The sequence below is a fragment of the Corynebacterium sp. LK14 genome (genome assembly GCF_008042215.1).
Taxonomy (GTDB): domain Bacteria; phylum Actinomycetota; class Actinomycetes; order Mycobacteriales; family Mycobacteriaceae; genus Corynebacterium; species Corynebacterium striatum.
In genome coordinates this window covers 374,308-391,750 of the sequence record NZ_NOVQ01000016.1, presented here as the reverse complement: position 1 = coordinate 391,750, position 17,443 = coordinate 374,308, and the positions used below count along the sequence as shown (strand labels likewise).

24 protein-coding genes are annotated in these 17,443 nt (G+C 59.0%); 16 read left to right on the top strand and 8 right to left on the bottom strand.

The features are described from left to right. Nucleotides 1-12: 12 nt before the first annotated feature. From rplB to CHU71_RS11120, 8 genes are all read left to right on the top strand, one after another. Nucleotides 13-849: a 50S ribosomal protein L2 gene (rplB, locus tag CHU71_RS11155; RefSeq protein ID WP_005527743.1), complete on the top strand. Its 837-nt coding sequence runs from the start codon at nt 13-15 to the stop codon at nt 847-849. 13 nt (nt 850-862) lie between these two features. Next, nucleotides 863-1,141: a 30S ribosomal protein S19 gene (gene rpsS / locus CHU71_RS11150; protein WP_005527741.1), complete on the top strand. Its 279-nt coding sequence runs from the start codon at nt 863-865 to the stop codon at nt 1,139-1,141. A 3-nt stretch (nt 1,142-1,144) separates the two neighbouring features. Then, nucleotides 1,145-1,507 (top strand): 50S ribosomal protein L22, encoded by a 363-nt coding sequence (gene rplV, locus CHU71_RS11145; RefSeq protein WP_005527740.1) that lies wholly within the window; start codon nt 1,145-1,147, stop codon nt 1,505-1,507. Beyond that, the gene (gene rpsC / locus CHU71_RS11140; RefSeq protein WP_049146979.1) at nt 1,507-2,253 is read left to right on the top strand and encodes a 30S ribosomal protein S3; all 747 of its coding nucleotides are present in this window, start codon (nt 1,507-1,509) and stop codon (nt 2,251-2,253) included. The genes rplV and rpsC overlap by 1 nt, the downstream gene beginning before the upstream one ends. Nucleotides 2,254-2,256: 3 nt before the next feature. Further along, complete coding sequence (rplP, locus tag CHU71_RS11135; RefSeq protein ID WP_005527736.1) at nt 2,257-2,673, top strand: 50S ribosomal protein L16; 417 nt, start codon at nt 2,257-2,259, stop codon at nt 2,671-2,673. Next, entirely contained in the window at nt 2,673-2,903 is a 231-nt protein-coding gene (gene rpmC / locus CHU71_RS11130) for a 50S ribosomal protein L29 (RefSeq protein ID WP_005527735.1), read from the top strand. Before rplP ends, rpmC begins: the two co-directional genes overlap by 1 nt. A 2-nt stretch (nt 2,904-2,905) precedes the next feature. Further along, nucleotides 2,906-3,190 (top strand): 30S ribosomal protein S17, encoded by a 285-nt coding sequence (gene rpsQ / locus CHU71_RS11125; protein WP_046646800.1) that lies wholly within the window; start codon nt 2,906-2,908, stop codon nt 3,188-3,190. A 255-nt stretch (nt 3,191-3,445) separates the two neighbouring features. Next, nucleotides 3,446-3,907 carry a hypothetical protein gene (locus tag CHU71_RS11120; protein ID WP_147761087.1) on the top strand — a complete coding sequence of 154 codons (462 nt, stop codon included), beginning with the start codon at nt 3,446-3,448 and terminating at the stop codon, nt 3,905-3,907. A 79-nt stretch (nt 3,908-3,986) separates the two neighbouring features. On the opposite strand, the gene CHU71_RS11115 is transcribed toward CHU71_RS11120, so the two are convergent. Both CHU71_RS11115 and CHU71_RS11110 read right to left on the bottom strand, forming a co-directional pair. After that, nucleotides 3,987-4,406, bottom strand: a complete 420-nt coding sequence (locus CHU71_RS11115; RefSeq protein ID WP_061920519.1) for a hypothetical protein — start codon at nt 4,404-4,406, stop codon at nt 3,987-3,989. After that, nucleotides 4,407-5,315: a carbohydrate kinase gene (locus CHU71_RS11110; protein WP_147761086.1), complete on the bottom strand. Its 909-nt coding sequence runs from the start codon at nt 5,313-5,315 to the stop codon at nt 4,407-4,409. 21 nt (nt 5,316-5,336) lie between these two features. Here CHU71_RS11110 and CHU71_RS11105 point away from each other — a divergent pair, with 21 nt between their 5' ends. Then, nucleotides 5,337-6,662 carry a glycoside hydrolase family 32 protein gene (locus CHU71_RS11105; RefSeq protein ID WP_147761085.1) on the top strand — a complete coding sequence of 442 codons (1,326 nt, stop codon included), beginning with the start codon at nt 5,337-5,339 and terminating at the stop codon, nt 6,660-6,662. 163 nt (nt 6,663-6,825) lie between these two features. Then, complete coding sequence (locus CHU71_RS11100; protein ID WP_147761084.1) at nt 6,826-8,820, top strand: sucrose-specific PTS transporter subunit IIBC; 1,995 nt, start codon at nt 6,826-6,828, stop codon at nt 8,818-8,820. Nucleotides 8,821-8,951: 131 nt separating this feature from the next. Here the strand turns inward: CHU71_RS11100 and CHU71_RS11095 are convergent, their stop codons facing one another. Next, nucleotides 8,952-9,374, bottom strand: coding sequence for a hypothetical protein (locus tag CHU71_RS11095; protein ID WP_236593791.1), 423 nt, complete (start codon nt 9,372-9,374; stop codon nt 8,952-8,954). A 137-nt stretch (nt 9,375-9,511) separates the two neighbouring features. Next, on the bottom strand, nt 9,512-10,312 hold the full coding sequence (locus CHU71_RS11090; RefSeq protein WP_147761083.1) for a hypothetical protein: 801 nt from the start codon (nt 10,310-10,312) through the stop codon (nt 9,512-9,514). Between the two features lie 537 nt (nt 10,313-10,849). Here CHU71_RS11090 and rplN point away from each other — a divergent pair. From rplN to rplE, 3 genes are read left to right on the top strand one after another with little or no spacing between them, the layout of a single operon-like run. Beyond that, nucleotides 10,850-11,218, top strand: coding sequence for a 50S ribosomal protein L14 (gene rplN / locus CHU71_RS11085; protein ID WP_005527725.1), 369 nt, complete (start codon nt 10,850-10,852; stop codon nt 11,216-11,218). 4 nt (nt 11,219-11,222) lie between these two features. Next, on the top strand, nt 11,223-11,537 hold the full coding sequence (gene rplX / locus CHU71_RS11080) for a 50S ribosomal protein L24 (RefSeq protein WP_005527724.1): 315 nt from the start codon (nt 11,223-11,225) through the stop codon (nt 11,535-11,537). A gap of 2 nt (nt 11,538-11,539) precedes the next feature. Next, the gene (rplE, locus tag CHU71_RS11075) at nt 11,540-12,091 is read left to right on the top strand and encodes a 50S ribosomal protein L5 (RefSeq protein ID WP_046646792.1); all 552 of its coding nucleotides are present in this window, start codon (nt 11,540-11,542) and stop codon (nt 12,089-12,091) included. Between the two features lie 108 nt (nt 12,092-12,199). On the opposite strand, the gene CHU71_RS11070 is transcribed toward rplE, so the two are convergent. Next, the gene (locus CHU71_RS11070; RefSeq protein WP_147761082.1) at nt 12,200-12,826 is read right to left on the bottom strand and encodes a sortase; all 627 of its coding nucleotides are present in this window, start codon (nt 12,824-12,826) and stop codon (nt 12,200-12,202) included. Nucleotides 12,827-13,443: 617 nt separating this feature from the next. Here CHU71_RS11070 and CHU71_RS11065 point away from each other — a divergent pair. Further along, nucleotides 13,444-14,229 carry a formate/nitrite transporter family protein gene (locus CHU71_RS11065; RefSeq protein WP_147761081.1) on the top strand — a complete coding sequence of 262 codons (786 nt, stop codon included), beginning with the start codon at nt 13,444-13,446 and terminating at the stop codon, nt 14,227-14,229. On the opposite strand, the gene CHU71_RS11060 is transcribed toward CHU71_RS11065, so the two are convergent. Genes CHU71_RS11060 through CHU71_RS11050 form a run of 3 tightly spaced genes read right to left on the bottom strand, consistent with a single transcriptional unit; the run spans nt 14,226 to nt 16,071 of the window. After that, nucleotides 14,226-14,978, bottom strand: a complete 753-nt coding sequence (locus tag CHU71_RS11060) for a B3/4 domain-containing protein (RefSeq protein ID WP_147761080.1) — start codon at nt 14,976-14,978, stop codon at nt 14,226-14,228. The two genes, CHU71_RS11065 and CHU71_RS11060, sit on opposite strands and share 4 nt — an antisense overlap. Further along, nucleotides 14,975-15,826, bottom strand: a complete 852-nt coding sequence (fdhD, locus tag CHU71_RS11055) for a formate dehydrogenase accessory sulfurtransferase FdhD (RefSeq protein ID WP_147761079.1) — start codon at nt 15,824-15,826, stop codon at nt 14,975-14,977. The genes CHU71_RS11060 and fdhD overlap by 4 nt, the downstream gene beginning before the upstream one ends. Then, on the bottom strand, nt 15,826-16,071 hold the full coding sequence (locus CHU71_RS11050; RefSeq protein ID WP_147761078.1) for a DUF6457 domain-containing protein: 246 nt from the start codon (nt 16,069-16,071) through the stop codon (nt 15,826-15,828). Before CHU71_RS11050 ends, fdhD begins: the two co-directional genes overlap by 1 nt. 435 nt (nt 16,072-16,506) lie before the next feature. Between CHU71_RS11050 and rpsH the strand changes: the two genes are divergently transcribed. After that, complete coding sequence (gene rpsH / locus CHU71_RS11045; protein WP_005527782.1) at nt 16,507-16,890, top strand: 30S ribosomal protein S8; 384 nt, start codon at nt 16,507-16,509, stop codon at nt 16,888-16,890. Nucleotides 16,891-16,904: 14 nt separating this feature from the next. After that, nucleotides 16,905-17,441, top strand: a complete 537-nt coding sequence (rplF, locus tag CHU71_RS11040) for a 50S ribosomal protein L6 (protein ID WP_005527784.1) — start codon at nt 16,905-16,907, stop codon at nt 17,439-17,441. Nucleotides 17,442-17,443: the final 2 nt, after the last annotated feature.

Below are 17,443 nucleotides of genomic sequence, written 5' to 3'. Positions count from 1 at the left end.
AAAGGAAGAATTATGGCTATTCGTAAGTACAAGCCGACAACTCCGGGTCGCCGCGCATCCTCCGTGTCCGAGTTCGAGGAGATCACTCGTTCCACCCCGGAGAAGTCCCTGCTGCGCCCGCTGAGCAAGACTGGTGGTCGTAACAACTACGGCCGCATCACCACCCGCCACATCGGCGGTGGCCACAAGCGTCGTTACCGTCTGATCGACTTCCGTCGTACGGACAAGGACGGTATCCCGGCAAAGGTTGCTCACATCGAGTACGACCCGAACCGCACCGCAAACATCGCTCTTCTGCACTACGCAGATGGCGAGAAGCGCTACATCATCGCCCCTAAGGGCCTGAAGCAGGGCACCATCGTTGAGGCCGGCGCTAACGCCGACATCAAGGTTGGTAACAACCTGCCGCTGCGTAACATCCCAACCGGTACCACCATCCACGCTGTGGAGCTCAAGCCGGGCGCAGGTGCTAAGCTTGCCCGCTCCGCTGGTGCTTCCATCCAGCTGCTGGGTAAGGAAGGCAAGTACGCAATCCTGCGTATGCCGTCCTCCGAGATCCGCCGCGTCGACATCCGTTGCCGCGCCACCGTGGGTGAGGTCGGCAACGCTGACCAGATGAACATCCGTTGGGGTAAGGCCGGCCGTATGCGCTGGAAGGGCGTTCGCCCGACCGTCCGTGGCGTCGTCATGAACCCGGTTGATCACCCACACGGTGGTGGTGAGGGTAAGACCTCCGGTGGTCGTCACCCTGTGTCCCCATGGGGCAAGAAGGAGGGTCGCACCCGCAACCCGAATCGTTACTCGAACAACATGATCGTGCGCCGTCGTCGCCCGAACAAGAAGCGCTAAGAGGAGGTAAACAATGCCACGCAGCCTTAAGAAAGGCCCGTTCGTCGATGAGCACCTCCTCAACAAGGTGGATGCTCAGAACGAGGCCGGCACCAAGCAGGTCATCAAGACCTGGTCTCGCCGCTCGACCATTCTGCCTGACTTCATCGGTCACACCTTCGCCGTCCATGACGGCCGCAAGCACGTGCCGGTGTTCGTTGAGGACTCCATGGTCGGCCACAAGCTCGGTGAGTTCGCACCAACCAAGACCTTCAAGGGTCACATCAAGGACGATAAGAAGGGACGTCGATAAGCGATGAGTGAAACCATCACCTCCGCATCCGCAACGGCCCGCTACGTCCGCGTTACTCCGATGAAGGCACGCCGTGTCATCGATTTGGTTCGCGGCAAGTCCGTAGCCGAGGCACTTGCAATCCTGAAGTACGCTCCGCAGGGCGCTGCTAAGCCAGTCGCTAAGGTCGTTGCTTCTGCAGCCGCTAACGCTGAGAACAACTTCGGCTTGGACCCACGCACCCTGGTCATCTCCGAGGCATACGCCAACGAGGGCCCGACCATGCGTCGCTTCCAGCCACGCGCACAGGGCCGTGCATTCATGATTCGTAAGCGCACCAGCCACATCACCGTGGTGGTCGAGAGCCAGAAGGAAGGGGCCAAGTAATGGGCCAGAAAATCCATCCTCACGGCCTACGTTTGGGCATCACTTCCGACTGGAAGACCCACTGGTTCGCCGATAAGGACTACGCGAACTACGTAGCCGAAGACATCAAGATCCGTCAGTTCCTCGAGAAGGGCCTCGACCGCGCCGGCATCGCCGACGTCGTCATCGAGCGCACCCGTGACCGTGTACGCGTCGACATTCACACCGCCCGCCCGGGCATCGTGATCGGCCGCCGCGGTGCTGAGGCAGACCGCATCCGCCGCGAGCTCGAGAAGCTCACCGGCAAGATGGTCGCCCTCAATATCCTCGAGGTCAAGCAGGTCGACGCCAACGCAACTCTGGTTGCTCAGTCCGTCGCCGAGCAGCTGGTTAACCGTGTTGCATTCCGTCGTGCAATGCGCAAGGCTATCCAGTCCGCTATGCGCCAGCCGCAGGTCAAGGGTATTAAGATCCTCTTGAACGGCCGTCTGGGCGGCGCCGAGATGTCCCGTACCGAGCGCTACCACGAGGGTCGCGTTCCGCTGCACACTCTTCGCGCCGAGATCGACTACGGCACCGCAGAGGCCCACACCACCTTCGGCCGCATTGGCATCAAGGTGTGGATCTACAAGGGTGACGTCGTCGGTGGCGTACGCGAATCCGAACTGAACGCTCCGTCGCAGGGCCGTGGCCGCGGTGACCGTAACGGTCGTCCGCGCCGTGGTGGCCAGCGTCGTCAGCGCGCACAGCAGAAGCAGGAGGGCTAATCCATGCTGATTCCTAAGCGCGTTAAGTACCGCCGCCAGCACCGTCCTACCCGTAGCGGTGTTTCCAAGGGCGGTAACCGCATCAACTTTGGTGATTACGCAATCCAGGCTCTCGAGCCGGCTTACATCACCAACCGTCAGATTGAGGCCGCACGTATTGCCATCAACCGCCACGTCAAGCGTGGTGGCAAGGTGTGGATCAACATCTTCCCGGACCGTCCGCTGACCCAGAAGCCACTCGGCGTTCGTATGGGTTCCGGTAAGGGCCCGGTTGAGAAGTGGGTCGCCAACGTTAAGCCGGGCCGCGTCCTCTTCGAGATGTCCTACCCGAACGAGGCCACCGCCATCGAGGCTCTGCGCCGTGCAGGTCAGAAGCTTCCTTGCAAGGTCCGCATCATCAAGAAGGAGGACCAGTTCTAATGGCAACCGGTACCCCCGCCCACGAGTTCCGTGAGCTCGACAACGCTGAACTGGAAACCCGCCTGAAGGATGCGAAGGAAGAGCTCTTCAACCTTCGTTTCCAGAAGGCAACCGGCCAGCTGACCAACAACCGCCGCATCGGCACGGTTAAGCGCGACATTGCCCGCATCTACACCGTTCTTCGCGAGCGCGAGCTGGGCCTGTCCGTAGTTCCGGGAGCTGAGGCTTAATCATGAGTGAGGCAAACGTGAACGAAGTAAAGAAGGAGCGCGGTGCGCGCAAGACCCGCATCGGCATCGTAGTTTCCGACAAGATGGACAAGACCATCGTCGTCGAGCTCGAAGACCGCAAGCAGCACGCGCTTTACGGCAAGATCATGCGCTCTAACAAGAAGGTTAAGGCACATGACGAGAACGAGACCGCCGGCGTCGGCGACCGCGTTCTGATCGCCGAGACTCGCCCGCTGTCCAAGGACAAGCACTTCCGTCTCGTCGAGATCGTGGAGAAGGCTAAGTAAAACCTAGCTTTTTCAACACTTAAGCCGGCCAGGCTTTTCTTCCCAAGGGAAGAAGGCTTGGCCGGCTTTTCTTATGCGCCAATTTCCACATCCTCACCGCCCCAGGGCGTTAAGCTAAGAAGCTGTCTCCTATTTCCTTATGTGTTCTGAGGTCTAATCATGCGTTGCTATGTTTCCTTGCTCTGTGTTGCTGCCCTAGCGCTTTCTGGCTGCAGTAGTTCCGGAAAAGATGACTCCGCTAAAGAAACAGAGAAGATGTTCAATACGATGGTGCCGCAAAGTTCAGCAGAGGCGGATTCCCAAGAATTCACGGCGTCAGAAGAATCGAAGAAACCAGCGGTGGTCGTTGAAGACGGCATCTTGAAGATGACGGGCAAGGTTGTAGAGAAGAAAGGTCGTGAGACCCTAGGCTCGCATCCCGAATCCGGAATCCCTGAAAGCGAGCTCAACGGCGACTATTGGATCCTCGAATTTGACGCTCCGGGGGAGATCACCGGGAACAAGGCAGGTCACAAGGAAACCCGTGTGGTCGATAGTGGCTTCCTTGCATCGCACTACGACGCGGACGAGGAAAGACGCGAAAAGGCAGAGCCGTGGGTGGGCAAGCATGTGACGGTGTCGATCCCTGCTGACAAAGTTAGTTGGGCAAGTGATCCCTCTTTGCCGATCGGCCCGCCTCGTGTGGGCGCCGGCTTTGAAATCGAAGCTGCTGAATAACAAGAACTCCTTGTGGCTGCGCAGAGCTACTACAAGGAGTTCTTGATGTCTTTCGGGGAGCCAAAGGCAGTTTTGCCGATTAATGCTTGACCGGAGTAACGCGGCCAGCCCGCCAATCCAGGAAGGCCATGGCGGCGCAGAAGATGTTGAGCACGGCGCTGGTGCCCAGGGTGAAGGTACCTACCTTGTACATGGTGGTGCCGGCGGCGTCGAAGTTGTTGAAGATGATAAGCCAGCAGATCCAGCCGATGAGCGCGGTCAACGCAGCGAGGGCGGAAAGTGCGCGCAGGCCACGTGCGGGGCGTTCAGGTGGGGCGAAGGCTTTGTGCGCGGCGTCGACAAGAATGGCGAGCGCAACGAGGATACTCACGATGCCGGATAGCCACGTGGGCAGCAGGGCAGAAGTGCCCAGGACTACCGGGAAGATGAAAGACAGCGCCACGAAGATGAACGCCACGGTGTGAAGTATGGCGCTACGGCCCTGGTAGGAAGAAAACATTTAGGCCTCTTTCTTCTGAACATCTGCTTGCATGGCAAGCACTTCTGCGCGGTGCGGTGGCTGTGCGCCCTTGCGAGAGACGGTAATCGCAGCGGCTGCCGCGGCGAATTCCAAAATCTTTTTCCAGTCGTATTCGCTCAAGTGAGTGAGCTCTTCGGCCGTGAGGTTGCGGCGGGCGATCTCTGTGAGCAGCGCGCCCATGATGGTATCGCCCGCGCCGATGGTGTCGGCGACGTCGACCTTGGCGGAAGGCACATCGAGCCGGGTCGTGCCAGCGCGCAACGTGAGGCCCTTGCCGCCGCGGGTAACCACTACAACGGGAACCTGCTTGAGCGCCTGCTTGCCCAGGAATTCCACCTCTTCTTCAGAAAGCTTCAGCACGGTCACGTGAGAAAGCAGCTCGTTGAGGAAGGCCTTGTGCTCATCGTTGGCATAGAACGGGCGGATATTCGGATCGAGCGCCACGATGCTGCCCTTAGCTGCGAATTGCTTGAGCAGTTCGCCATAGCGCGAAGCACCTGGCTCCAACGCGAGGGAAACAGTGCCGAAGCAGGCAATCTCGGCGTCGGAAAGCGTGGGCTCAACCAACCTATCTGCCGTGCCCTCCGTGTAGAAGGTATAAGACGCCGAACCATCATCACCGATGCTGGTCACGGCCAAAGTGGTGGGCTCTGGACCGCGCTGGACCATAGACGTGTCCACGCCTTCTTGTTCCAGCCTTTCCACCAGCGCGTTACCGAAACCGTCGGTGGAAAGGCGCGACTGGAAGTTGACCTCGCCGCCCAGACGCGCCGCCGCGATGGCCACATTGAAAGGCCCGCCGCCCAAAGCCGGCGTGAGGTCTTGCAAGCTACCTGGGCTGACGGGGACGAGGTCGACGAGTCCTTCGCCACACACATGGATCTTCATGAATTCCATAGTATCGGTGATATGAACTACCGTCCGAACTTCCACATCGCACCACCCCTCGGCCGCCTCAATGATCCCAATGGCGTGTTCCTCGACGGCGATACACTCCACGTGTATTACCAGCATGACCCTTGTTTTCCGCATGCCAGCAAGCGCACGGGTTGGGGGCATGCTTCCGCGCTGTTGAGCGCCCCTGGGCCCTGGCAACATCACCCGGATGTGCTATACCCGGACATGCCTTATGACATGCATGGTTGCTACTCCGGTGGGGCCGTGGTCGACGGCACTGACGTGTGGCTTTACTACACGGGCAACCTCAAACGCGATGGGCGGCGCATTCCCTCGCAGAACAGGGTGCGCGTGCTTGACCCATCAGGGCCCGAGGGTGGCATCTACCAGCGCGATGCCGGAAATCCGCTCATCCCTGACGCGGAGGAGGGCTTTACCGGGCACTTCCGCGATCCGCAGATTTCGCGCGACGAACATGGCTGGCGCATGGTCATCGGTGCGCAGCGCACGGACGAGAGGGGCACGGTGGTGCTCTATCGCTCCACGGACCTGGAGGTCTGGGAGTTTCAGGGGGAGCTCAATTTTGCGCTTTCCGACGCCCTCCCAGGGCTTAGCCCCGACATCCTCCCGGGCGGGTACATGTGGGAGTGCCCCAACTTGGTGACCTTGACGGATAAGGCAACCGGCAAGGACAAGGACGTTTTGGTTTTCTGTCCGCAGGGCCTGGAACCCGTGAGCGTGGACGGGCAGACTCACTACGCCTCCTCTGATCAGTGCGGCTACGTTGTTGGTCGCCTGGAAGGAACCACTTTCCACGTTGAACGCGGCTTCAGCGAGTTGGATTATGGTCATGAGTTCTATGCTCCACAGCTCGTCGGCACCGGTGACGGCGAGGCTGTGATGCTGGGCTGGATCGGCCTGCCTTCCCAGGACGATAAGCCGACGGTCGACGAGGGATGGGTGCATACGCTTTCCTTGCCGCGCCGAGTGTGGCTGGAGGACGGCTGGCTGCACCAGCTCCCGGTATGGAAGTCCATTCCGGAGGCGAGTGGCCGCGAGGGCTTTGGCACGACCACGAGCGTGGTGGCCTCGCGTGGTGGGCAGTACAGCTTGGTTGACGCGGCGGGGACCGAGCGTCTGCAATTTAGTGCGGGCGAGGGGCTGCTGCGTGTAAAAGTCGGCGAAGATGAACGCGTTATCGCTTGCCCGGAGGGGGAACTCGTGGCCATCGCCGATGGCTGCGCGGTGGAGATTTTTGCCGGCGGTGGGCACGTCGCCGCGGCTGCTAGCGTGTTTGGTGAAAACGATGCTCGCTGGAGTGGATGGCGCGAGATATAGAGAGGGAGGCTGAGGGGGGGAAGCGGATTTGGTGACCGATTGGAACCCAAGAAAAGGTGAATTTTCCCTCATTTATGCCCGAACGCTTGGTTTTATTTCCGGGTGATGTATCTAATAGGGGTGAAGGATATTTAGCCCCTATCACTAGGAAAGGGATCCGCCTATGGATCACAAAGAAGTCGCCGCGCGGACGCTCAAAGCATTGGGTGGCGAAGACAATATCGTTGGACTTGCGCACTGTGCCACCCGCCTGCGCATGGTTCTCAAAGACACCAAAGAAGTAGACACCAAAGCACTCGAGAGTGACCCTGACCTCAAAGGCATCTTTGAGGCAGGCGGCATGTTCCAGGTGATTGTTGGTCCGGGCGACGTTAACGTCGTCTACAAAGAAATGACCGGCATGATCCGCAAGGACGTCGCCGTGTCCACTGATGAGCTCAAGGACATTGCCGCAAACTCTGGCAACTGGTTCTCACGGGCCATCAAGGTTCTTGCAGACATATTCGTTCCGCTGATTCCGATTCTGGTCGGTGGTGGTCTGCTGATGGCCCTGAATAACGTTCTTTCTGCCGAGGGGCTTTTCGGCGACCAATCTGTTATTCAGATGGTCCCAGCGTTAGAGGACGTTGCCGGTCTTATTAATCTGCTGGCCTCTGCGCCGTTTGCCTTCTTGCCGATTTTGGTCGGCTTTACAGCCACAAAGCGTTTCGGCGGCAACGAGTTCCTCGGTGCCGGTATGGCGATGGCCATGGTCATGCCGGACTTGGTCAACGGCTACAGTGTGGCCGAGACTATCAACTCTGGCGAGATGACCTACTGGAACATTTTCGGCCTCGACGTTGCCCAAGCAGGCTACCAAGGCTCCATCCTGCCGATCCTGGTCATCGCCTGGATCTTGGCAACCATTGAGAAGTTCCTGCACCGTCACCTCAAGGGCACGGTGGACTTCATGCTCACGCCACTTATCACCCTACTGCTGACAGGATTTATTACCTTCGTTGCCATTGGCCCGTTCCTGCGCACCGCGGGTGAGTGGCTGGGTGTTGGCCTTGCCAACCTCTACGACTTCGCCGGTCCGGTGGGTGGCTTCCTCTTCGGTCTGGTGTACTCGCCGATCGTTATCACTGGTCTCCACCAGTCCTTCCCGCCGATCGAGTACATGCTGTGGGATCAGGGCGGATCCTTCATCTTCGCGACGGCCTCCATGGCCAACATCGCACAAGGTGGCGCAGCCCTCGCTGTCTACTTCCTTGCACGTAGTGAGAAGCTCAAGGGCTTGGCCGGTGCTTCCGGTATGTCCGCTTTGTTCGGCATCACCGAGCCTGCCATTTTCGGTGTTAACCTGCGACTGCGTTGGCCGTTCTACATCGGTATGGGTGCCTCGGCAATTGCCTCGACGCTCATCGCACTCTTCGATGTCAAGGCAACCGCGCTGGGTGCTGCCGGCCTCATCGGCTTCGTGTCCATGCGCCCGAATGACATCATGCAGTTCTTCATCTGTGCGATTGTCTCACTCATCTTGGCCTTCGGCGTGGCCTTTGCCTATGGTCGCTACCTCATTTCTAAGAATGGCTCCATCGACCCGGATGAGACTGGTGCCGTCACAGAGACGAATAGCGATGTGCCGTCCGCTACTGCGGACCCTAACGCCTACCGGGTGGCTTCGCCGCTGACCGGCAGCGCTGTGGCCCTCTCTGCCGTCTCCGACCCGATGTTCGCTGCGGGCAAGCTGGGTGCTGGCGCTGCCATCGAGCCCACCGAAGGCCGCCTCGTTTCCCCGATTGACGGCAAAGTTACGGTGACTTTCCCTTCGAAGCACGCGTACGCCGTGCGTGGTAAGGATGCTGAGGGCAACAACGTTGATATCCTCATGCACATCGGCTTTGACACCGTGAACCTTAAAGCCGAGCACTTCACCTCCCACGTTTCCAAGGGCGATGAAGTCAAGGCAGGCGACCTCCTCTGCGAGTTCGATATTGAGGCCATCAAGGCCGCTGGCTACCCGGTGACAACCCCGGTCGTGGTGTCCAACACCAAGAAGACGGGCTCAGTCCTGCCGGCCTATCACCCGGGTGAGGACATCGCTTTCGGTGACGCGCTGCTCACCGTTGACCCCAAGGTCACGAAAGAAGCGGCCGCGTCCCCAACCGCTAGCTAGTTAAACGCTAACGCCTCATCCCCGCTACTGAACCTAGGGTTCGGAGCGGGGATGAGGCGTATAAGCGGTTGCCGACCATGGGGCAGTAATACCTTGGCGAAGCAGACAGAGGGGCCTGACCCCCGACGTGTCTACTTTCCGGGGGTCAGGCCCTCACGAGTCGACAAGCTCGCTAGTCGCAGACGCAGGAAAATAACACGTTGCTCGGTGGCATTAATCCGCCGCTGCAGCTGACTGACCGGCACGCACAAACCTAGCTTGCACGCCTGGCGGCGCAAAACTGGATCAGAGACACCAACCTGACGCGCCGCGGTATGCACACGCACACCCTTTCTCACCAGTTCGATGCCCGCCGCAAGAGCCTGAGCATCATGACCACGCGGACTATATGGAATCAACTGATCACAATGGGCAAAGAAATACGCATGCTGATAATTACACCCAACCTCTTGCACCGCTGCGCGCAGACTCAAGCCACCGGCAATTAACCGCCGCAACTGCTCCTTATCCGACTCCGATAACGACACAAAAGTGCCCTGCGGACGCTGTGCCATAACAACACCTCCGTACTAGAAGTGGTGCAACGACGGTCTGAACCCAAGAATAAAACGATAACTGCGCCGGTCGGGCTTGTGCCCGACCGGCGCAGTCAGTCTCTCTTTAGGTTCCTACGGGGTAGGAAGGTCCTCGCTTAGGCGAAGAACTTGCGGCGTGCGGCGAAGGCACCGGCGGCAACCATTGCAGCTACGGCCAGAGCGGCCAGAGCCTGTGCAACGGAGTTGGAGCCGGTCTCAGCGGACATACCACGTGCGGCTGCCGGGGCAGCGCCCTCAGCGAGCTTACCGCCCTGGGCGATAACTTCATTCTTGTTAGCGTTCAGCATCTGCTCGGAAGCAGCCTTCTCCTCAGCGGTCGGCTGCTGGTTCTTGCGTGCCTCGTCCTTGACGTAGGTCTTGCCATCCTGGGACAGGTACCAGGTGATGCCACCGATGATCAGTGCAGCGGGCAGCGCCAACCAAGCGAGCTTCTTCGCGTCGAAGCCTGGCTTCTGAGGATCGGACGGGGTCTCAGACGGGAAAGCCTTTGCGTAAGCGTCACGCATCTCGGGGGTAACTTCCACGTTGACCAGGGCTGGATCGTTGACGTAAACCGACGGATCCTTCATGCTCTGGTACCAGGTGTTGCCCTTAGAGTCTTCCTTGGTGGCAGGTGCGGGGATACCCTCAGGATCGGGGATGCCTTGTGCGTTGGGGTCGCCAGTCATATCCGTAATCGGTGCATCCTCAACGGGTGCCGGGATCTGAGCTTGCTCAACGGGTGCCGGGATCTGAGCTTGCTCAACGGGTGCCGGGATCTGAGCTTGCTCAACGGGTGCCGGGATCTGAGCTTGCTCAACGGGTGCCGGGATCTGAGCTTGAGCAACAGCTGCGCCACCAAAGGCGAGTGCGCCGGTCAGGACAGCAGCGGTCAGGGTCTGTGGCAAACGCTTCATGTGTTTCTCCTTCGGAAATAGAAATATGGGAAAGCGCAAAAGTGTCTTTCGCGACGCAAATAACAGTAGTCAAAGAATTCTCAGTTGTCACACGGAAATCAGAAATTAACTGTATTTTTCATGCGTTACAGCTGTGAAAAAATTAGCCCATTAGAATAGTTGTGCGACTATATTTACGCTGAGGGGAGTTAAAGTGAGGTTTATATGCGCAGAGTGTGCCGATAATTTTGGAGACCGTGTGCGTGGCGGTGTATTCGAAAAACGGAGCCAAGGAGGCAAGCGGGTGTACTGGCGAAAATAAAAGTGGAGGTAGGGGGCCTCGACAAGCGTCGAGCAGCGTTTTGGTAAGGGCGCTGGCGTGTGGTTGAATGTATAGGTTGCAAAAGCTGGTCGGCCCGTAGCGGTGCGTTTCCGAACCGCCGGACCGAGACCCTTCGGCATAGTCCGTTGCCAAGGCTTGAGCATCGCAAGTTTGTAGACCGCGTGCGGCAAGGACGGAAATCTTACCGCACATCAATCCAGGTCAGGAGACCCATAGTGATTCAGCAAGAATCGCGTCTGCGTGTCGCCGACAACTCTGGTGCACGTGAAATTCTGTGCATCCGCGTTCTCGGCGGTTCCGTTCGACGTTTCGCTGGCATCGGTGACGTCATCGTCGCCACTGTCAAGGACGCCGTCCCAGGCGGCAACGTAAAGGAAGGCGAGGTCGTTAAGGCTGTCGTCGTCCGCGCAAAGAAGGAGACCCGTCGTCCGGACGGTTCTTACATCGCTTTTGATGAGAACGCAGCTGTCATTCTGAAGGGTGACAACGAGCCACGCGGTACCCGTATCTTCGGCCCGGTTGCTCGCGAGCTTCGTGACAAGAAGTTCATGAAGATCGTTTCTCTCGCACCGGAGGTGATCTAGTCTTATGAAGATTCATAAGGGTGATATGGTGATTGTTATTTCGGGTCCTGACAAGGGCGCGAAGGGCAAGGTCATCGAAGCATACCCGAAGCGCGACAAGGTCCTCGTCGAGGGCGTTAACCGCGTGAAGAAGCACGTTGCTAACTCCGCTACTGAGCGTGGCGCCGAGTCCGGCGGAATCGTTACCCAGGAAGCACCGATCCACGTGTCTAACGTTGCAATCGTTGACTCCGAGGGCAACCCGACCCGCGTGGGCTACCGTTTCGATGAAAACGGCAAGAAGGTCCGCATCGCACGTAGCAACGGGAAGGACATCTAATCATGAGCGAGAACTACACTCCGCGTCTGAAGACCCGCTACCGCGAGGAAATCAAGAAGACCCTGAACGACGAGTTCAACTACGACAACGTCATGCAGATCCCAGGTGTCACCAAGGTTGTTGTCAACATGGGTGTTGGCGACGCTGCACGTGACTCCAAGCTGATCAACGGCGCTCTCGAGGACCTCACCGCGATCACCGGCCAGAAGCCGCAGCTGCGTCGCGCAAAGAAGTCCATCGCAAACTTCAAGCTGCGTGAGGGCATGCCAATCGGTGCCCGCGTCACTCTGCGTGGCGACCGCATGTGGGAGTTCCTGGACCGCCTGCTGACCATCGCGCTGCCGCGTATTCGAGACTTCCGCGGTCTGTCTGACCAGCAGTTCGACGGCCACGGCAACTACACCTTCGGCCTCACCGAGCAGACCATGTTCTACGAGATCGACATCGACAAGGTTGACCGCCCACGTGGTATGGACATCACCGTCGTTACCACCGCTACCAACGACGAAGAAGGCCGCCGCCTCCTCAAGGAGCTCGGCTTCCCGTTCAAGTAAAGCGGCTTAAGCTTTTCGCCCTCACCTTTTGGTGGGGGCGTTTCGCTTTATTTAGAACTTATTTCATCGCCCGCGAATCCGGCATTAAAGATCGCCAAGCGCAATACCTCAAGAAGATTGACCGTTGGAGACATCTAACGGTGCTTCTACCCCGGTAGCGTCTGCAGCAGTTATACCTTCAAATTGCCAGCCCACCACTGCATTACGCACGGAGGCTTCAAGGAGGTTGGGTGGCTGAATGCAGCTGATGGTGAGAAGGCGGCCTGGCATGGGGCCTTCGCCCCAGATTGCAGGGTCTTCGGCGAGGCCTTCTTTTACTGGGTCGTGCATGTCGGTGGCGCTATAGACCAGCCAGTTGTCGCCGGAGTTTGCAGTGCGCAGGTAAAGCTTGTCGCCGAGGGCGACCTTGTGCTTGTTTGCGCCGCCGTCGTAGAGGTTGTTGAAGACAGCGGGAACGCCGGCGCCGGTGTGTCCGGCGATGACGGTGATGTCTGGTGCATTAGTGCCGGGCAGCGAATATGGACGGTCCGCGGCGGTATACGTGCAGGCCTTGCTCATCGTATCCGGATTAATCGCGCCGTCTTTGACGCGGCAGGAGCCATCTTCGAATTCGGCATGGACCTCGATTGCAGGGATGAACATCTCAACAGCGGCGGAGGTCTCAATGACTGGAGCAGCTGCTACAGGGACTTGGTTGCTCTCTAGTCCTTCAGGAGGATCGACCACGCGATGCATCGTGGCGGCAAGAGCCCCACTTGCAATCGCCGCACTCGCAAGAACGCCAACCGCAATCCGGAACTTTCCCGAGCTGGACCACAAGTTCAGCGCGCGAGTATGGGGCGCCGGCGTGTTCGTTTTTTGTGCGCGGTGGCGGCCACCCTTGCTTCGCGGCTTTGGTCGGGGGTTGTGCTTTTGGCGGTTGGGTAGTGTCTTCGGCGCTGTTGATGTTGATGTCTTCGGCGTCTTTGGGGGAGTGCGCCGCACGTAGGTGGGCTCGCCGTCGGGGTTGCCGTTGCCAGCGCGGCGGGTATCGATGGGTCTGTTATTGATGGGGCGGCGCTGTGTGCTGGCTCTGGTACTGCTGCTGGCACTGGCTGCCCGGGGGCGCGTGTGATCTGCGCTGTGAACTGGCAGATCGTGAGGATTACGCGGGGGCATAGGCGGCGGCTCCAGGGGTGAGGGAGGTGGGTTCTAAAAGTAAGTAAATATTCTAACCAACTCTAATCCTTGGCAGGCGTTGAGCAGTAATAACCGCAGAATATATCCAGGTGTGGTGGCTGCAAAGTTGTTGGCGCGGATGCGCTGTTCGCTGTAGTGTTATCGCCGTTATATCTCTAGGTAAAGGAAGTTTCGTGTCTCTCAACGAATCTGCTGCAGCAGCAATCAAGAAAAAAGTGACTCTCCTCGACGAGTCATTTGGCCGCTTCGCCGTCCGCGCAATTCTCGCCGGCGTCTACCTCGCAATCGGTACTGCTTTCGCTGCGGTTCTGGGGCAGGCCGTCGAAAAGCATGCAGAGGGCCTCGGAGCTCCTGTCTTCGCTCTGTTCTTCGGCCTTGGCCTTTTTGCCATCGTTATCCTGGGCGCCGAACTGGCTACCGGCAGCATGATGTACGTGGTCTATGGCGCCATCAACAAGCAGGTTGGTTGGGGCAAGGGCCTGTGGTTGCTCATCGTGACCACGTTCTTCAACCTCGTCGGTGCGGCTCTCTTCGCAGCGGCAATGGGCATGTCTGCGAAGCTGGGCCATATCGACCCGACCCACCTCATTTCCACCTTGTCCATGGGCAAGCTGGAGAAGGACCCTGCAGGCCTGTTGGTTGAGGGTATGCTCGCCAACTTCGTGGTCAACATGGCCATTGTTGGTGCCGTCTTTGCCAAGGACATCGTGTCCAAGTTCTTCGTCATCGTTCCGATCATCGCGTGCTTCGTGGGCCTGAGCCTTGAGCACGTTATCGCAAACTTCTGCCTGATGATGCTGACCTTCTTCTGCTCCACCCCACTGCCTGACGGCTTCACCTTGGGTGCTGTTCTCACCAACTGGTCCCTGGTGTGGATCGGCAACGTCATCGGCGGCGGCTTCCTCATCGGTGGCGTTTACGCCTGGCTCAACAAGGGCCCTGAGGCTTACCGCGACTAATCATCATCTTCTGCGCGCAGGATGCGCATGGCAACGACGAGTTCCGAGGAATACTCCCGGAGCTCGTCAATTAGGTTTTCACCCACAGCGCGCAGCTCGACGTCGTCGACAGGCTCCAGTGCATCGAGGATGAACAGCGCCGCGGTGGTGTCGTCGTGCAGCGCCGTGCGGGTGCACTGGCGCCAATTCCAACGGCGGCAGGTGACGCCGTTCGCATCACGCCAGACCACTTCGCCCGGCTCGGGATGCTCGGTTACAGGCTCGCCTTTGTCCATAGTGGCGAAGTTCTCAGCACCGGTAGCTCGCACCAGCTGTGGAGCGGATACATAGGCGTTCAGGTCTTCGCCGCCGAAGGGGATCTCATAAGTCACGGACAGCGAGTTATAGATGTCCGTGAGGCGGTTGATGCGAGGCAGCCCCTTTTCCGCGCGGCGCATGAGCGCCTCCGCGCTGTTGCGGGTGCGCGATGGCTTCGCGCCGAATCCTTGATAAGCCTCGCGCCATGCGGCGATGTGCGGGAAATCCGTGACGGCGCACTTGCCCAAGCGTGTGCGGGCGACCTCCTCGGCGTTGCGCAAGAGCTGCTCCGAGTGGGCGTCGGAAGGCGCAGGCGTGATGCCATCGACAGCGATGAGCAGCGCGCGGTAGTCGGGGCGTAAGGCCGCGACCTCGGGGCTGATGCTGGCGTCAGCAAGGAACTCGATGAGTTCCCCAGTACTGCGGATCTTGTTGGAAGTGTTGTTGCTCATCGCTTGAGTTCTCCTGACTTGAGTTCACCTGCGTAGATGTTGAAACGATCGCCGCGGGCAAACCCCACCAAAGCCATGCCGGTCTCCCGGGCAGTCTCCACGGCGAGGGAGGATGCCGCGCTAACAGCAACGAGCATTCCGAACCCGGCCATTGCTGCTTTTTGTACAAGCTCGAAGCTGGCGCGGGAGCTCATAACCAAAATAAGGTCGTCTGCGGGCAGGCGATCTTCAAGGAGCAGGTGCCCAATGACCTTGTCTGCGGCGTTGTGCCTGCCGACGTCCTCCCGCACAACGATGGGCTTGCCGTCTAAGGTGAATGCGCCGGCGGCGTGGATGCCACCGGTCTTGCGGAAGAGCTTTTGCTCGGCGCGCAGCTTCTCGGGCAGCTGCGCAACGACGGCCGGGTCAATCGGGATGGTGGGGAGCGCGTAGCGCGATTTCTTGTTTAAATCCTCGATGGAGCTAGTGCCGCATACGCCGCACGCGGAGTTGCTAAGTGTCAGACGCAGGTCGGACAAGCTAATGACGTTGTCGTTCGCAAGGTCCACGTCGAGCAGGTTGTAGGTGTTCATCCCGTCAATGGTGGAGCCGGCGCAGTAGCGGGCTTCGGCGACGTCGGAAAGCGCCGTGATGTGCCCCTCCGAATGAAGGAAGCCGTGCGCGAGCTCGATGTCGTGGCCCGGCGTGCGCATGGTGGTGGTTAGTGTCTGCCTGCCGACGCGGATCTCTAACGGTTCCTCTCCAGCCACGGTGTCAGCGCGGGTGTCGACCTGCGTGACCTCGATGCCGCTCTCGCCGCCGAGACGCACCTTGGTTACCGCAAAGTTGGATGTGACGCGACCTGCCATTACTGGATTGCCGCCTTGAGCTTGACGATGTTGGCGCGAGCTTCCTGCGTGTCTTGGGAGGCCAAACCCACCAAGTATGCGGTCAGCGGTGCTGCCGGACGGGCGCGATTGTGAGCAACATCCTTAGTGAGATCGAGGAGCTCACGGACAAGGGCGGTGGCATCGTGCTTGTCGACGCCGAGAAGCTCCGCGGCCTCCTCCAGCCACTGGTGGGCGGATTGGATTGGGTCTTTTTCTTCGGTCATGACGGCAACTGTAGTCTGCCCGCTGTACACGCAACATGGCGGAGGCAACAAGTGGACGCTTTCGGGAAGAAAGCCATGGAACTTGCGCCGGGAGAGAGATTTGGAAAAGGGCAGGTAAGCGAGTAAAGTGGCAGGTCGGACTTGCGCCGAGGCGGCAGTGCGCCAAAATCTTCTTGGGATTTAGGCCCTGTGAGCTGCAGAAAGCGTCAAGCCGAACAAGAATTTAACAACATCAACTTTGTTGTAGGCCCCCCGCCGTTCATGGTGGCCCGTTGTATGTATCAAAGGGTGGCGAGCGCCTTACGGTATTGACCGTGGGGAGCGTGAGTAGCCCGAAATCACACGGAAAACGCTTAGGTGGGCGTGAGCTTAAAGCTCGCGCGTTTCGGAAGAAATGTAGCGGGAACCGCAACGAGAAAGGTACCGGTCACTCACATGACCATGACTGATCCTATCGCCGACATGCTGTCGCGCGTGCGCAATGCAAGCCATGCGCACCACGACACCGTGTCGATGCCGACCTCCAAGATCAAGGCAAGCATCGCCGACATCTTGAAGCAGGAAGGCTACATCGCTGACTACACCGTTGAGGACCGTGAGCTCAAGCTCACCCTCAAGTACAACAACCGTGAGCGCTCCATCGCTGGTCTGCGTCGCGTGTCTAAGCCGGGTCTGCGTGTGTACGCAAAGTCCACCAATCTGCCGAAGGTCCTTGGCGGCCTGGGCGTGGCTATCATCTCCACGTCTCAGGGTCTGCTGACCGACCGTCAGGCTCAGGAGAAGGGCGTAGGCGGAGAAGTTCTCGCCTACGTCTGGTAAGGGAGGATTGACACATGTCTCGTATCGGTCTAGCACCAATCGCCGTACCATCCGGCGTTGAAATCAAGGTAAACGGCCAGGAGGTCGAGGTTAAGGGTTCCAAGGGCACCCAGACCGTCGTTCTGCCAGAGCCAATCACCATCGCAGTTGAGGACTCCGTAATCACGGTTTCCCGTCCAGATGATGACCGCAAGCACCGCGCTCTGCACGGCCTGTCCCGCTCCCTCGTCAACAACGCTGTTGTTGGCGTGACCGAGGGGTACACCATCAAGATGGAAATCTTCGGTGTCGGTTACCGTGTCCAGCAGAAGGGCAAGGACCTCGAGTTCGCTCTGGGTTACTCCCACCCGATCCTCATCGAGGCTCCGGAGGGCATCACCTTCGCTGTGGATGGCGCAACCAAGCTCTCCGTATCTGGTATTGACAAGCAAAAGGTCGGACAGGTCGCCGCTAACATTCGCCGCCTGCGTAAGGACGATCCTTACAAGGGCAAGGGCATTCGTTACGAAGGCGAGCAGGTCCGCCGCAAGGTCGGAAAGACGGGTAAGTAAGC